This window comes from Nocardia sp. CWNU-33 (assembly GCF_046764895.1).
In the GTDB taxonomy this organism is placed as follows: domain Bacteria; phylum Actinomycetota; class Actinomycetes; order Mycobacteriales; family Mycobacteriaceae; genus Nocardia.
The window spans coordinates 1-14,064 of sequence record NZ_JBKOQN010000070.1; the positions used below are offsets into that span (position 1 = coordinate 1).

A 14,064-nucleotide genomic window follows, 5' to 3' on the forward strand; every position below is an offset into this window, starting at 1 on the left:
TGCTCCCGCAGCCACGCCGTGATCTCGTAGCCGTACGCGGACCGCACGGACAAGATCGCGAGGACGATGCCCTCGAGCGTGCCTTTGAGCATCTCCGTGATCTGCTTGCCCACGGATAACCTCCTCGCGCTACTCACTGTTACTGACTACCAGTAGATAGTAGCACTTAGTAGTGGTGGCACAAGCCCTCGCCCGGCACCATGTCGATCTACTTCGAATTGGTCGAGGAAGTGCTGTTGTTCGTGATGTAGCCACTATCGGCGTCTGGCCTGACATCACCCTGACACCGCCCTGACACGGCCACGGACACGGTGTTCCACCTGGTCGCCAGGCTGGGCCAGGGCGCTGCACGGGCTGGCGCCAAGCGGCAGAGAAACCTATCTGGTAGCCGGGTCAGGTGCGAGTCGTCACCTGAGCGCCAGTGGTTGACCTGCGGATTCGTCAGTGCATCCCGATGACGAGTCTCACGCGAGGGGGCGACGACGGCTCGGGAAACTATCTGCCGTAGTGCGAGAGGTGATCGAAATTGGGAACGGTGGTGCGGATGCTTCCGACTGCGGCGGCCCGGGTCCGGTTTGCAGACTCAGTGAAGGGCGGTCCCGCACAGCGGCATGTCGGTGATGGTGTCTAGTGCGCGGCGTACCCGCCCCACCATGCACGGTAATTAGGGGATGTCCTGAGCTGCAGCGCGTTTCGCCCACTGGACGCGCGATAGGCGGCATGAGCGCGTGCTCGTCCGACTCGGTCGCGATACGGGAGGGCTGCATGATCAGCGGGACGTGGCAGCGGAAAATGCGACCCGGTCATCTACGCCCAGTCCGTTTACCGCCAGCACCAACACACCCGCGGACGGCATCGTGGGCAGCATGCATCGAGTGGTTGATCTCAAGGTTCTCTACTTCGGTACGCCCGTGGTATTGATCGGCACGCGAAACCTGGACGGGACGCCGAATCTGGCGCCGATGTCCTCGGCGTGGTGGCTAGGCGATCAATGCATGCTCGGGATGAATGCGGCGTCACAGACGACGCAGAACCTGCTCCGCGAGCGCGAGTGCGTGCTGAATCTGCCGTCCTCGGACTTCGTGGCGGCGGTGGATCGGCTGGCGCTGCTGACCGGTTCGCCGGTGATGACGCCGCACAAGATCGAGAAGGGATACCGGTACGAGCCGGACAAGTTCGCCGCTGCCGGCCTCACCCCCCTCCCGGGAGATGTCGTCGCGGCACCCCGTGTGGCCGAGTGCCCGATTCGGTTGGAGTGTGAGCTGCTATCCGCCGAGCCGTTCGGCATCGATACCCATGCGACCGCGCATACCGTGCGGATCATGCGCGCTCATGTGGCCGACGATCTGGTCATTCCCGGCACCCAGTACGTCGACCCGGTGGGATGGGATCCATTGATCATGAAGTTCTGCGAGTTCTTCGGCGACAGTACACAGTTGCACCCGTCCCGGCTGGCCGGAGCGTGGCGGATGCCGCATCCGGAGACCAGGCCGCTGAGCTGACCCGTCGAACGGGAGTGCCGGCACAAATCCGGCACTCCCGCGACGGGTCAGCACATCGGCAGCAGCGGACGTTCGCCAACCGCGCGCGCCCAGCGGCAGAAGAGCTCACTATAGTCAGTTAATGTCAGGGCGGTCCGTCAGTGCCGACGTGATCCACCAGGGAGTCTCGACACGCTCTATCGGCTGGTCCGACTGGCAAGGTTCGGCGTGCTTGATCATTGCTTCCGCATGGGGCTGCCTCCGGGGAGGTCGAGTGTGGCTCTGCGGCAACCGGGCTCAGGAATGCAGCAACTGCCGCACCCGGGCTGCCTCGCGGGTGAGGTGGTCGCGCTCGGGCACATTGGTGGCTGCGCGGGATGCCTCGGCGTACAGGGCAGTTGCCTGCTCGAGGTCGCCGGCGCGTTCGAGGAGGTAGGCGCGGACTGCGGTGTGGCGGGGCAGCTCTGGGTCCAGTTCGGCCAGCGCGGCCAGTCCGGCTCGGGGTCCGTCGGCCTCGCCGACTGCCACTGCGCGGTTCAGCCGCACTACCGGGCTGTCGGTGAGGAGTAGCAGTTCGTCGTACCACTCCACGATCTGTACCCAGTCCGTCTCGGAGGTGCTCGGGGCATCTGCGTGCAGGGCGGCGATCGCGGCTTGGGCCTGGTATTCGCCCAGCCGGTCGCGGGCCAACGCGGTCTGCAGAATCGCCACTCCCTCGGCGATAAGGCTGGTGTTCCAACGGGATCGGTCCTGCTCCGCGAGCGGCACTAGGCGACCGCCCGGGCCGGTGCGAGACGCACGGCGAGCGTGGTGCAGCAGCATCAGCGCGAGCAGCCCCGAGGCCTCGGGCTCGTCGGTCGAGGCGGCGAGCTGGCGGGTGAGGCGGATGGCTTCGGCCGCCAGGTCGATGTCCCCGCTGTAGCCCTCGTTGAAGACGAGGTAGAGCACACGCAGCACCGTCGTCAGATCGCTGGGCTGGTCGAGCGGCAACCCCGTGATACGCCGCTTGGCCCGGCTGATCCGTTGCGCCATAGTCGCTTCGGGCACCAGGTATGCCGTCGCGATCTGCCGCGTCGTCAGGCCGCCGACAGCGCGCAAGGTCAACGCGACGGCCGACCCTGGGGACAGGGACGGATGCGCGCACAGGAAATACAGCCACAGTGAATCGTCGGTGTCTGGCACCGGACCTGTCGACGGCTCGACCTCCACGGCGAGTTCCCGTCCCCGCCGGGATGTTTCGGCGCGGGCGGCATCGAGGAACTTGCGCCAGGCGGCCGCAACGAGCCATGCCTTGGCATCGCTCGGTGGATCGTCCGGCCACGTTTCCAGTGCCCGGATCAGCGCCTCCTGCACCGCATCCTCGGCCGCGGCGAAGCCGGCTCCGCGGCGGACGAGGACGCCGATCACCGCGGGTACGAGTTGTCGCAGCAGCGACGCGTTCACTCGGTCACCGTGGGCAACTCGGTGAGGAACGGTCGGACCTCGAGCCACTCCTGGACCGGCTTCCCACCCGCGCCCGGCGCCGCGGACAACTCGCCGGCCAGCTCGAGCGCCCGCTCGTAGGTCTCGACGTCGATGATCATCCACCCGGCGATCAGGTCCTTGGTCTCCGCGAACGGGCCGTCGGTAACAGGAGGGCGTCCGTCGCCGTCGGAGCGGACGAACGTGCCCCGCGGGGACAGCGCTCGACTGTCGACGAACTCGCCGGTCGCCTCGAGTCGCGCGGCGAAATCCTCCATATACTGCACGTGGGCCGTCACCTCCTCCGGCGTCCACCGGTCCATCGGCACGTTGTTGACCGGTGCCGGCGCGCCCCGGTAGTGCTTGAGCAGCAGGTATTTGGCCATGATGTTCTCCTCGGTTCGTTACGGCCCATTCTGGCCGCGTTGATCGGTTCAGGCGCGCTGACGCTCGGCCCGCTGCTGGACCAGCTCCTCGACCGCGGTGGGGAGGGTGGTTTCGAAGTCGATGAGTTTGACCCACGTCGGGGTGATGACTATCCGGACCATGCCGTCGTAGAGCGAGCGGACCTCGGCCTCCCACTCGACGCGCTGCTCGGGGGTCATTTCGTAGCTGCCGTTCATCTGCAGGTACTCCTCCGGGATGCCGTCCACCACGTCCAGCTCCGCTCGACCGCGGATGAGCAGGATCTTCGGCGGGTGCACCTCGGTGTCGATCGTCAGCGCGACCTCGGGGTTGTGCAGCAGGGAGGGCAGCTTCGGGGCATTCTTCGTGGTGCAGACGACGATCTGTGAGCCGTTCCAGGTGAATGCGATCGGGACGTTACGGGGTGTGCCGTCCTTGGCGACGTAGGCCATGCGGAGCAGGTCGCGAGCCAGGAGCTTCTGGCTGATCGGGAGATTCAGGATCGCGGTGATCTCGTTCGGTTGCATGGTGGTCGCTCCTTCGTCGGTATCGTCGAGGCCCGTTCGGCTGCTCGTACCCCTGGGACGGAGCCGCCTGAGCGTTCTCGACATCCACGGCGCATGAATTTCCGGATTTTTTCTGGACCCGATCGTCGCGGCGTCTGAAGATCAGCTGACGAAGCTGTGCGGAATTCGCTCCCGCCCGCTGTGGACCGGTTGACTGTGTGTGTCGCAGAGGCTGTGACATCCCCGGTATCGCCATCTGAAGGGTGCGCAGCAGTGAGATCACGGGTGATTGCGGCGCGGCCGTGACGGGATCTCGGTCGTGTCCGCCTGTCGCGGATCGGGATACGGGTGAGGTGTCCCCGCACCACGAACCACGCCCGCAGCGGCAGATGCGGATGTTCGGCGGAAGGCCCGACGCGTTACTGGTGCGGCAGGTTCATCCGGGCGTGGGGACCGTCAGCGCTGTGTGCGTATTGCCCGGGCGTCGTGCCCAGAATGCGTTTGAAGTGTCGGATTAGGTGCGGTTGGTCATGAAAACCAGTGGCGGCGGCCACGTCCCGCGCGGGCATGCCGTCCAGCAACAGCGGGCGGGCAAGATCAACCCGGCGGGAGATCAGATACTGGTGCGGTGGCATCCCGAACTGGCGGCTGAACGCGCGAATGAGGTGGGTGGGATCGGCAACTCCGTAGGGTTGAGCCCCCACGGTTTTGAAGGCGCCGTCGAGTCCGGCGGCTTTGTGGTTGGTATCGATATGGAAACGGGAAGCAGTAAGGGTGTACTCGTGCGACCCGTCGGGCACGGTGGTCGCCGAGCACCAGGTCAGTCATGAGAAATCGTTGCCGCGGCCGGGCTGGGCCGAAGTGAACGCGGTAGGGACGTGGTGAGCGGAGGCTTGCGCGATCAGCCGGGTGCTGATGGACGCAGCGCCATCAAGGGCACGGATTGTCGGGATGTGTCAGCAGTGTCGGACCATGCGTGGTTTTGCGCGACGAGCGCTTGGAAACGGTGCGTCCGGCGATTCTGTACGACGTCGACACCCGCGCATCGAGGTGGATCGTGGCTGGGGTGCACCGATCCCGAGGGAAACGCCGCGTCCCTACCGCGCGCATCCACGACCCGACCGCCGCTACGGTGGGATGTCATGGACACCGTTGCGGCCGCCCCGCCCGGGTCCGTGCACGGCCCGCGATCGGCATCGGCGTCGGCGAAACTTCGATTCTCGGGCACGATTCGGGATGCGCGGCCGATAGTTGTCGTAGCCGGATGCCTCATCATGCTGCAACTGCTACTGCGCTGGTGGGTAGTCAGCAGCGGTTACTTCTACTGGGACGATCTCATCCTGGTCGGGCGGGCGGACAGATACCCGGTGTGGTCCACGGATCTGCTGCTGTACAACCATGATGGGCATTTCATGCCATTGGCATTCGGCACGGCGTGGGTGGTGACCGCGGTGGCGCCGCTGGCATGGGCCGGACCGGTGGTGTCGCTGCTGATCCTGCAACTCGCGGCATCGGTAGCTGTACTGCGCATGCTGATCGTGTTGGTGGGCGCGCGGTGGACGATCCTGGTCCCGCTGCTCTTCTACCTGTTCTGTCCGTTGACGCTTCCGGCGTTCGCGTGGTGGGCGGCTGCCTTGAACGCGCTGCCGCTGCAATTCGCACTCGCCTGGGTGATCGGCGACGCGGTGCTGCTGGTCCGCAGTGGTCGGCATCGATACGCGATATCGGCGATCGCGGCGTTTGCGGTGGCCCTGCTGTACTTCGAGAAGTCGGCGATCGTCCCGTTCGTCGCGTTCGCCGTTGCTGCACTTGCTCAATACGTCGACGGGCATGCGGCCACGATTCGGGTGGTGGCGCGACGTGGTGCGGCGCTGTGGACCGGATCCGGCCTGGTGCTGGTGTGTTGGTTGATGGGTTATCTCACGGTGGTCGACGTTTCCGCCCTGCACAACAGCTTGGACGAACTACGGAATCTGCTGCCGAGGGCGACATCACTGGGCATCGTGCCGACACTGCTCGGCGGGCCATGGATCTGGGAGCGATGGCTGCCGTCGACACCGTGGGCGGATCCGCCGGGCTGGGCAGTGGTGTCGGCCTGGGGCACGCTCGGTGTCGTGGTGGTGCTGTCGATGCGTGCCCGGCTCAGGGTGGGGCCGGTCTGGCTGACGGCAGCGGCGTACATTCTGGTGGCCCAGCTACCGGTGGCGCTGGCCCGCGGCGGACCGAATACCGCGGCGGAAATCATGCAGTCCCTTCGTTACTTTGCCGACATGGCAGTGGTGCTGGCGGCGGTGGGGGCGCTGGTGCTTCGTGCCCGGCCGCGATCATCGCGCGGCCGGCCGCGCACTCTGCTTCCCGGCCCTCGTGCGGCGGGCGCAGTGCTGGTGGTGTTCCTCGTCAGCAGTCTCTGGTCCACGCACACATTCGTGAGATCGTGGCGCGCCGGCCCGACCAGAACCTACGTCACGAACGTGAAGTCGGCGCTGGACGAGCTGGATGACGCGCCCCTGCTCGAGCAGGAGGTGCCATGGAATGTCCTGAATCCGCTGGCATATCCACAGAATCTGGTCAGTCGAGTGCTGGCGCCCGTCGCGCCTCCCGGCACATTCGCTGCCTCGACGCCACATCTGCGGATGATCACCGACACCGGCGAGATCGTCGAAGCGGCGGTCTGGTGGAACCGAAGCATTCGCCCAGGACCAGAGGCGAACTGTGGTTACCGAATCCACGGCACCGCGCCGGTCGGACTGCTGCTCGACGGCCCGATGCTCGAGCACGAGTGGACCGCGCAGCTCAACTATCTAGCGAACCAGGATGGGCGGATCACGGTTGCATTCGAACACGGCGAACCTGTCGCGGCTCCGGTCCGGAAAGGCCTGAACGCGGTGTTCGTCCGGATCGTCGGCAGCGGATCTGTACTTCGGATCGCCTCTCGCACAACAGGACTCGACCTATGTATTGGGTCAGGTCCGGTCGGCGTCGCGTCCTACGACAACTGAACAGAGATCACAGCGGGCAATGTCCGCACTTGCCGATTGCCGGATGTTCTGGGGCAATCGAAATGCTGTTCCATGTGCCCGATCGCCTGCAGGCACTGAGCGAGATTCACCGCACGCTCAGACCTGGCGGCAGAACAGTGCTCAGCGACTTCGTTGCAAAGCAGTCGACCGACGAGGAATGGGATCTTCTGGCGGCTGGTATCGACGAGCCAGACGTATGGGCACAGTGCCCCGGGGGAGAGGGCATCCAACCCGGTCGTATCTCAATCGTGTGGAGCGTGGAACTGTAGTGGAGTGTGTTTCGTGAGGATGTCGGTGAGGAAACCGCATCATCGCCCACGGATGCCGTCCCGACGAGGGGGAACACTTCACCAGGTCGGGCGGAGTTCGTATGGTCGTTGGGCTCCCGGATTTACCGTTGCGCGGCCGAGTGCGCCTGTGTGACCCAGCACGACTCGGGTACACCGCAGTTGCCCGGGCCACCAGCATCGGCACTGGTGCAAAGAGCGCAAACCCGAGTCGCGCGCCGCGGCAGTTTGATCTATGACACCTCCACCGTCGGAATCATCCTTGACGCCACAGCCCTTATCGCCGCGCCCACCAGCTTCTTCCTGCAGACCCTGATCCAGACCCATATCGATCAGGGCCGGCCTTTCGTCGTGCCGGTGTTGGCGTTGTCTGCTGCGGCCAACAGCGACAACCGCGTGACCCGCGCCTCTATCAATCATCGTGGTATCTGGATCGTCGACTTCACCGCCGCGCTGGTGGACGACATCGCCGAACTGGCTCGTGAGGCCACCGCACCCACCGCACTGGACATTCTGCACTGCGCCTACGAGGCGATATCCACCGACATCTTTCCGATCGTGACTCGTCAACCAGCTGCTTACACCAACATCCCGCACCCTTTGCACCTCGAACCGCTCTGAGTTGGTGGATACGGCTGCGTTGGCGACCTTGTGATTCGGTAGTGCGTGCGGAGGTCTTCTAATCTCGGCGTGTCGTGAACTCGTGTGTACTACGGCACGCCAGACCTAACCCCTACCGGGGTCAGATCCGCCGTTAACCCGACACTCCCCAGTAGATCAGGCAATTGTGAGTTGTTCGATACGATTTCCATCGAGGGTGAACTGGTAGCGAAGGTCTGTGGTCCCGCCGGGGAAGTCGCCTTCGAGGTGCTGGGTGACCACGTAGTGGGTGGCCTCTATGGCCCGGGCGCCGGTGGGCTCGATTGTGTAGGTGTACTCGGTGGCCGAGTGGCTGAGCCATTGCTGGATGGCGGCGAAGCCGTGGTAGGCGTGGCCGTCGTCGACGACTGTGGCTTCGCTGGTGAACGCAGTGAGCGCGGTGGCGGTGTCGTGAGCGCGGTGTGCGCTCAGGTAGCGGGTGATCACCTCGGGTAGCAGTTCCAGGGTGATGGTGTGGGTTTTGTTGTGCATGGTTTTCCCGGCGGTGCGATGGATCAGGCGGTAGGGGTGGTGCCCCCATCGATGACGTACTCTGCGCCGACGATGGAGGTGGCACGGTCGGAGACGAGGAAGGCGACTAGTTCGGCGACCTCTTCGGGGCGGTTGGGTCGTCCGAGGGGGATGCCGCCGAGGGAGTCCATGAGCTTTCCGAGGGCGGCGTCGCGGCTGATGCCTGCCTCGTCGGCGATGCGGTCGATCAGGTTGTCGGCGGCGGTGGTCTGGGTGAATCCGGGGGAGACGGCGGTGACCCGGATGCCTTGCGGGGCGACCTCGTTGGCCAAGCCCTTGCTGTAGGTCGCAAGGGCGGCCTTGGCGGCGGCGTAGGCGAGGGTCCCGTTCCACAGCGGCATGCGGCGCTGGATCGAGGTGACGTGCACGATCACGCCGCTGCCCGCCTCGATCATTCCCGGTAGCAGTCCACGGTCCAGACGGACGGCAGCCATCAGGTTCGTGTTCAGCTCACGGGCCCAGTCTTCTTCGCCGAGTGCGGCGAATCCCCCGGCAGGTGCTTCGGATCCGCCCAGGGTATTGATGAGGATGTCTATGCCACCCAAGCGGTCGGTCGCCTCGATGACGACGGCTTCGGCGCCTTCGGCGGTGCTCAGATCGGCGGCGATGAACGTCTTCTCCTCGACGTCCTCGGGGCGGCTGCGGGCGGAGACGAGCACGGCCGCGCCCGCTTCACGCAAGCGCGCGGCGATTGCCGCACCGGTGCCCTTGGTGCCTCCGGACACCAACGCGCGACGGCCGTCGAGGGAGTCGCTGATGGACTCGGTCAAGTGCATAGTCCTTTCCCGGGCGTGGCAAAGTGACTCGCCCACGTAGTGACTACTAGAATAGAAGTTATTAACTTCGAAATTAGCAGGGACTCGGGAGGTTGTCATCTTGGCCAGCCGCATCAGGGCAGGAGACTGGGAGTGTCCGCTGTCGACGACGGTGGAGCAGGTGGGCGAGTGGTGGACGCTGCTGATCCTGCACGACGCATTCGACGGCTACACCCGGTTCGACCAGTTCCAGGACAACCTGGGCATCTCCTCGAGCATGCTCACAGCACGCTTGAAAGCCTTGGTCGCGGACGGGCTGCTGGAGCGACGCCCCTACCAGACCAATCCGGTGCGCTACGAATACGTGCTTACCGATCGGGGGCGCTCACTGCGCCCGGTGCTCGTGGCCTTGGCCGCGTGGGGCAATGCGCGCTTGGCGCCCGAGGAACGGAGCATGGTTCTTGTGGCCGCCGATACCGGCGAAGAGGTCGAACCCGTCGTCGTCGACGCCAGGACGGGTCGCCGCCTGGATGACAGTGACGCCTACGTCTTCGCCGCTGGTCCTGCTGCCAGTGCCGATATGCTCAACCGGTATGCGGGCCGCGTAGCCCTCCGCGTGAAGGGGGCCTGACCCCAGCGACGATCTGGCCGGCCGGGGGTAGCGCACCTGGAACGCGCCACCTGAGGCACGGTCTCGAGCACGCCGACAACCACTCCAGCCGCCAAGGCGGTCGCCCCCCCCGACTGCGAGCACTCCAGAGATCGTGCCCACGTGCCTCTTTCGTCGTCCCGGAAGTCGGTTGGATCGGTCAATTGGTCGGTCCTGGTCGGCGCTTCAGCCCCGTGAGGAATGTCGTGAACACCCGGGCCGTTCCATGTGCTGGCGGTTCTTACCCAGCGTAATGTGCTGCCGTCCGCGACGGCGCGAGATCCACCGTCGGGATTATCCGGATCGATGTGCCAGCTCTTCACCCAGCGCGGGTGGATGCGAATTATTTCGTGGGAGAACCACTCCGGCGCGACCGGTGGCACGTCCACGGTCGGGGTTTCCGTCACGCCCCGGATCTCGACGCCCCGTCCCCAGCCGGGCTTGACCTCGCCCGGCTCGTTTGGCGCCATTCATCGATGAGCAGGCTGAACCTTCTGGTTGCGGAGAATGTTCCAATAGCGTTGCGTTGCAGTTTGATTCGGTCAGCCGATGTCGATGGTGTCATCATCGTTGAGCCGATGCTCCACTGCCCGCTAGGGCGTAGTTCGCGCGGTGATCTGCCGGGGCGTGAGCACACGAGTGTCCGCCCCAGAGGCCGCGACCGCGATCATGGCGCGACCGATCTCCCGATTGTCGTTGACCGCGTTCGGCGCCAGCCGCTCGAGCAGCGGGATCAGCGGCCCGGTGACTGCGTACGCGGCGCGATACAACCGGGTCTTGGAGACCGCACCGTCCATCGGCTGTACGAATCCGGGCCGGAACATATACGCCTGGAAGGGAAGTGCGAGCAGATCGTTCTCGGTCTTCCCCTTCACCCGCCTCCACATCGACCGACCCTGCTCAGTGCTGTCGGTGCCCTGCCCGGAGACATAGATGAACGTCAGCTTCGGGTTCGCGGTCGCCAGCGTGCGACCGACCTTCAAGGCCAGGTCGTAGGTGATCCGGCGGTAGTTCTCCTCTTTCATGCCGACAGAGGAGACACCGAGGCAGCAGAAACAGGCGTCGAACTCCGGCAGTTCGCCGGCGATCACGGAGAGATCGGTCGGATCGGGTTGGACCAGCTCACGCAGCTTGGGGTTCTCGATACCCAGCGAGCTGCGCCCGACCGCGAAGACTTGCTCGACCCGCTCGTCTCGGAGGCACTCGTTGAGAACCCCCTGCCCGATCATGCCGGTCGCGCCGAAGAGGATTACCTTCATGTCAGGCACCTTGCCTGAGCGACAAGAGGATTGTGGGCATCCGCCGCTGATGGTGATCCCGAGGTCGGCGCCGTAGGGCATCCGCCTTGGTTGGGCACCGCCCCGATCAATGGGCCGAGATCATCTCGGCCTCGGCAACGTACTGACATGCCGATTGCCGCGTATCGCTGGCCTGGATGTGGCGCAAAGCGCCCCTTCCCGCCGACTGAACCCAGACTGTCGCCGACCGGCAGTGCCTCCGTCCGGCCCAAAGATTGCTTGTTGAACACCAATCGTTTTCGACACGTTTGTTGAACATCGCTCCGGCATGGCCATCCTGCCGATTCCGTCCGGCCGGGCCGGTGTTCAACAAACGATTCTCAACACCTCTAGTTGGCCGTCCACTACGTAAAGGCGCGGCCGATCAGTCGAACTTCACATACCGGGTGACGTTGCCGGACATGTTTGGGGGCAGCGTTCCGACTTCGTCGGAGCAGCCAGCGGAACGGTAGTAGTGCATGGTGCTGTTGGTGACGTTGTTCGCGTAGAAGGGAGGTCGGGCGCCTTGCAGGGTGTAGCAGTGGCCGGACTGCGGATTCTCGAGTGCGGCCGACATTGTGCCGCCGCCGTCTGGGCTCCAGTAGAAGCCGCCTGTCGCGGCTTCGGCAGTGGCGGGCAGCAGAGCGAGGACGCTTACGGCGACGGCGACGGCGACCGCGACGGCAAGAGTTTTGGACTTCATGTCGAATCCTTCCGGCAAGCTGTTGAACGATCGGTGGCTTCTGCACGCGCCCGAAGTATGAACGGCGACACTATGATCCCCGATCATTCCCGGCTTAGCGCCGCATCGCCGGACTGTGTCTCGAAACCATCAATTCTCGACATCTTGGCGGCGCACACTGGGTAGTGACGGTCTCTGCATCGCAGAAAGGACCCGTGGAATCGTGACGAAGCGGACGGTCAGCCAGGGTGAGCGGATCTACAACGATGTCTCGATCGAAGTTCAATCGGGCTTCGCGGGCACAGCTGTGACGATGGTGACCGGCAGCCATGCCGCTGGCGCGGCGACCCGCGCCAAGGTGAAGAAGGCGATGAAGAAGGTTGCTGACGAGGAGTACAACATGTCCGAGGAGGAGTTCTCCGACCATTGCATGCGAGGGCCATCGCCGTTCGGAGTATGAGGGCGGCCGTACTCGATCCGGCCTCATGGCCAAGTGTTGAGAATCGTTCGGTTCTTGAACATCCACCCCCGGGAGGGAACCGGCAGGCCAGCCCCACCGAAGCGGTACCGATAAAGCGTGTCGAAAGGTATGAAGCTGGGGACGGTGGCATCCCGCCCGAACGAACGTCCGGAAATACCGATGAGCGCTCAAAGGCTTGGACTCGTCGGCGGGTTTCCCGTGCTCCCACGGTCTCAGCTCAGTGGTGTGTTCCGTGGCCGGCACGGATGTGACCGACGTGGCCCGTGTCTAGCGTTATGAGCATGGAAATCAACGCGAACATCAGCACCGACATCAACGTTCACCTCGAGGTGGCCGATCCCCAGGCCACTGCCGCGGCCTACGACACCGCGTTCGGACTGGGTGACCGGCTCGGGTTCCGGGCTTCGCCGGCGCCGACGACCGGTTTCCGTGGATTCATCTTGTCGCTGGTGGTGTTGCAGCCCTCCACTGTCGACAGCCTCGTCGGCACCGCGGTCGATGCCGGGTTCACCGTCCTCAAGCCCGCGAAGAAGAGCCTGTGGGGTTACAGCGCGGTGGTGCAGGCGCCGGAGGGCACGATCTGGAAGATCGCCACCTCGAAGAAGAAGGATGTGGGCCCGTTCACCCGCGAAATCGACGACCTGGTGTTGCTGATGGGCGTGACCGATGTGAAGGCCAGCAAGCAGTTCTATGTCGATCGCGGCCTGACGGTGTCGAAGAGCTTCGGCGGCAAGTACGCCGAGTTCGCGAACTCGAGCTCTCCGGTCACCCTGGCGTTGTACCCACGTAAGGCTGCCGCCAAGGAGGCGGGGGTCTCCCAGGAAGGCAGCGGATCGCACCGCATCGTCATGGACAGCGGCATCGGTTCGTTCACCGACCCGGACGGGTTCGCGTGGGAGGCAACGGCCTGAGCGGGCTAGATCCGACCTACGTCGTCCGCAGCGAGGTGCGGGTCGAGGAGATCATGGCGGAGGCCCAGAAGGCCGGCGCCCGCAGCAGAACAACAGGAGAAAGATCATGAAGTTTCGGACCCACGTCGAGCCACCCGAGCCAATGCGGGGCCTGGAAGTTCCGCCCGAGGTGGTAGCAGCGCTCGGCGAGGGCGCGCGGCCGCCAGTGACGATCACGGTCAACGGGCATTCCTGGAAGAGCCGGGTCGCCCTGATGCGCGGCCGCTACCTGCTCGGCTTCAGCAACGCCAACCGGCAGGCCGCGGGTGTCGCGATCGGCGACGAGGTCGAGGTCGAGGTCGAGGTCGAGGTCGAGCTCGACACGCAGCCACGCGTCGTCGTCGAGCCCCCAGACTTCGCCCGAGCCCTGGACGACGTCCCCGTCGCCCGCGCCGCATATGACAACCTTGCCTATAGCCGCAAGCGCGAGCACGTGCATGCCATCGAGAGCGCGAAGAAGTCCGACACGCGCCGACGGCGCATCGAGAAGGCCATCGCCACCCTGCGGGGCTGAAACCCGAGACGCGAGACTCTGCCGGCTATGAAATCGCCGCCTGAAGCTGCCGAATTCCTCGTGAAGGGACAGGTATGTCGAAGCGACTCATGACCGATCGGTACTGGTTCCTGGTCTTAGGTTCGCGCTGGGCGCAGTGACCAAGTACTGACCCCGGCGACACGATATTCAGCGCGGCGTAGACCTGTCTCGGAGCCACTGGACAAGTGTGCCGCGCGAGTTTGCCGATGCCTGCCGTCAACCTCGAACCACGCGCCACAAACGTACTGTCATGCCGCTGGGCGTGCGGTTGGCGAATGTCCGCTTCTGGCACCCCTCTATGTCAAGAGGGCGGTTGTTTGGGGCGTAGTCTCGCTGGTGGCGGGTTCGGGAAGTGACTTGTCCGAAGTGTCGATCGTTGGGGTCGAGTCGGCCGCGCTGGATGTC

General features: G+C 64.8%; 16 protein-coding genes and 1 pseudogene. 8 read left to right on the forward strand and 9 right to left on the reverse strand.

Annotated elements, in window-relative coordinates; translation table 11 throughout:
* Window positions 1-113, reverse strand: a pseudogene (locus tag ACLMAL_RS38680) (PadR family transcriptional regulator); the annotation flags it as partial.
* Window positions 114-866: 753 nt separating this feature from the next.
* On the opposite strand from ACLMAL_RS38680, the gene ACLMAL_RS38685 reads away from it, so the two are divergent.
* Window positions 867-1,502 carry a flavin reductase family protein gene (locus ACLMAL_RS38685; protein ID WP_412003608.1) on the forward strand — a complete coding sequence of 212 codons (636 nt, stop codon included), beginning with the start codon at window positions 867-869 and terminating at the stop codon, window positions 1,500-1,502.
* A gap of 276 nt (window positions 1,503-1,778) precedes the next feature.
* Here ACLMAL_RS38685 and ACLMAL_RS38690 read toward each other — a convergent pair whose 3' ends face one another.
* From ACLMAL_RS38690 to ACLMAL_RS38705, 4 genes are all read right to left on the reverse strand, one after another.
* Entirely contained in the window at window positions 1,779-2,924 is a 1,146-nt protein-coding gene (locus tag ACLMAL_RS38690; RefSeq protein WP_412003609.1) for an RNA polymerase sigma factor, read from the reverse strand.
* On the reverse strand, window positions 2,921-3,328 hold the full coding sequence (locus tag ACLMAL_RS38695) for a YciI family protein (RefSeq protein WP_412003610.1): 408 nt from the start codon (window positions 3,326-3,328) through the stop codon (window positions 2,921-2,923). The genes ACLMAL_RS38690 and ACLMAL_RS38695 overlap by 4 nt, the downstream gene beginning before the upstream one ends.
* Window positions 3,329-3,376: 48 nt before the next feature.
* A complete protein-coding gene (locus ACLMAL_RS38700) occupies window positions 3,377-3,874 on the reverse strand; it encodes a pyridoxamine 5'-phosphate oxidase family protein (protein ID WP_412003611.1) in 498 nt (165 codons plus the stop codon).
* Window positions 3,875-4,272: 398 nt separating this feature from the next.
* Window positions 4,273-4,653 (reverse strand): helix-turn-helix domain-containing protein, encoded by a 381-nt coding sequence (locus ACLMAL_RS38705; protein ID WP_412003612.1) that lies wholly within the window; start codon window positions 4,651-4,653, stop codon window positions 4,273-4,275.
* A 342-nt stretch (window positions 4,654-4,995) separates the two neighbouring features.
* On the opposite strand from ACLMAL_RS38705, the gene ACLMAL_RS38710 reads away from it, so the two are divergent.
* From ACLMAL_RS38710 to ACLMAL_RS38720, 3 genes are all read left to right on the forward strand, one after another.
* Window positions 4,996-6,852 carry a hypothetical protein gene (locus ACLMAL_RS38710; RefSeq protein WP_412003613.1) on the forward strand — a complete coding sequence of 619 codons (1,857 nt, stop codon included), beginning with the start codon at window positions 4,996-4,998 and terminating at the stop codon, window positions 6,850-6,852.
* A 62-nt stretch (window positions 6,853-6,914) separates the two neighbouring features.
* Window positions 6,915-7,142, forward strand: a complete 228-nt coding sequence (locus ACLMAL_RS38715) for a class I SAM-dependent methyltransferase (protein WP_412003623.1) — start codon at window positions 6,915-6,917, stop codon at window positions 7,140-7,142.
* A 207-nt stretch (window positions 7,143-7,349) separates the two neighbouring features.
* Window positions 7,350-7,781, forward strand: coding sequence for a hypothetical protein (locus ACLMAL_RS38720; protein ID WP_412003614.1), 432 nt, complete (start codon window positions 7,350-7,352; stop codon window positions 7,779-7,781).
* Window positions 7,782-7,937: 156 nt separating this feature from the next.
* Here ACLMAL_RS38720 and ACLMAL_RS38725 read toward each other — a convergent pair whose 3' ends face one another.
* Window positions 7,938-8,291: a nuclear transport factor 2 family protein gene (locus ACLMAL_RS38725; RefSeq protein WP_412003615.1), complete on the reverse strand. Its 354-nt coding sequence runs from the start codon at window positions 8,289-8,291 to the stop codon at window positions 7,938-7,940.
* A gap of 23 nt (window positions 8,292-8,314) precedes the next feature.
* Window positions 8,315-9,100: an SDR family oxidoreductase gene (locus ACLMAL_RS38730; protein ID WP_412003616.1), complete on the reverse strand. Its 786-nt coding sequence runs from the start codon at window positions 9,098-9,100 to the stop codon at window positions 8,315-8,317.
* Window positions 9,101-9,206: 106 nt separating this feature from the next.
* On the opposite strand from ACLMAL_RS38730, the gene ACLMAL_RS38735 reads away from it, so the two are divergent.
* Complete coding sequence (locus ACLMAL_RS38735; protein ID WP_412003617.1) at window positions 9,207-9,716, forward strand: winged helix-turn-helix transcriptional regulator; 510 nt, start codon at window positions 9,207-9,209, stop codon at window positions 9,714-9,716.
* A gap of 611 nt (window positions 9,717-10,327) precedes the next feature.
* Here the strand turns inward: ACLMAL_RS38735 and ACLMAL_RS38740 are convergent.
* The gene (locus tag ACLMAL_RS38740; protein WP_412003618.1) at window positions 10,328-10,993 is read right to left on the reverse strand and encodes an epimerase; all 666 of its coding nucleotides are present in this window, start codon (window positions 10,991-10,993) and stop codon (window positions 10,328-10,330) included.
* Between the two features lie 403 nt (window positions 10,994-11,396).
* Window positions 11,397-11,714 carry a hypothetical protein gene (locus ACLMAL_RS38745; protein WP_412003619.1) on the reverse strand — a complete coding sequence of 106 codons (318 nt, stop codon included), beginning with the start codon at window positions 11,712-11,714 and terminating at the stop codon, window positions 11,397-11,399.
* Window positions 11,715-11,916: 202 nt separating this feature from the next.
* Between ACLMAL_RS38745 and ACLMAL_RS38750 the strand changes: the two genes are divergently transcribed.
* The 3 genes from ACLMAL_RS38750 to ACLMAL_RS38760 all read left to right on the forward strand — a co-directional run bounded on the left by ACLMAL_RS38750 (window position 11,917) and on the right by ACLMAL_RS38760 (window position 13,638).
* Window positions 11,917-12,153, forward strand: a complete 237-nt coding sequence (locus tag ACLMAL_RS38750) for a hypothetical protein (protein WP_412003620.1) — start codon at window positions 11,917-11,919, stop codon at window positions 12,151-12,153.
* A gap of 302 nt (window positions 12,154-12,455) precedes the next feature.
* Window positions 12,456-13,085, forward strand: coding sequence for a glyoxalase (locus ACLMAL_RS38755; protein WP_412003621.1), 630 nt, complete (start codon window positions 12,456-12,458; stop codon window positions 13,083-13,085).
* 106 nt (window positions 13,086-13,191) lie between these two features.
* Entirely contained in the window at window positions 13,192-13,638 is a 447-nt protein-coding gene (locus ACLMAL_RS38760) for a YdeI/OmpD-associated family protein (RefSeq protein WP_412003622.1), read from the forward strand.
* Window positions 13,639-14,064 lie beyond the last annotated feature (426 nt).

Coding starts and splice junctions, on each gene's coding strand:
- ACLMAL_RS38715 (WP_412003623.1), top strand. CDS start 6,915: ATGCTGTTCCATGTGCCCGATCGCCTGCAGGCACTGAGCGAGATTCAC.
- ACLMAL_RS38755 (WP_412003621.1), top strand. CDS start 12,456: ATGGAAATCAACGCGAACATCAGCACCGACATCAACGTTCACCTCGAG.
- ACLMAL_RS38710 (WP_412003613.1), top strand. CDS start 4,996: ATGGACACCGTTGCGGCCGCCCCGCCCGGGTCCGTGCACGGCCCGCGA.
- ACLMAL_RS38700 (WP_412003611.1), bottom strand. CDS start 3,874: ATGCAACCGAACGAGATCACCGCGATCCTGAATCTCCCGATCAGCCAG.
- ACLMAL_RS38695 (WP_412003610.1), bottom strand. CDS start 3,328: ATGGCCAAATACCTGCTGCTCAAGCACTACCGGGGCGCGCCGGCACCG.
- ACLMAL_RS38760 (WP_412003622.1), top strand. CDS start 13,192: ATGAAGTTTCGGACCCACGTCGAGCCACCCGAGCCAATGCGGGGCCTG.
- ACLMAL_RS38740 (WP_412003618.1), bottom strand. CDS start 10,993: ATGAAGGTAATCCTCTTCGGCGCGACCGGCATGATCGGGCAGGGGGTT.
- ACLMAL_RS38725 (WP_412003615.1), bottom strand. CDS start 8,291: ATGCACAACAAAACCCACACCATCACCCTGGAACTGCTACCCGAGGTG.
- ACLMAL_RS38745 (WP_412003619.1), bottom strand. CDS start 11,714: ATGAAGTCCAAAACTCTTGCCGTCGCGGTCGCCGTCGCCGTCGCCGTA.
- ACLMAL_RS38685 (WP_412003608.1), top strand. CDS start 867: ATGCATCGAGTGGTTGATCTCAAGGTTCTCTACTTCGGTACGCCCGTG.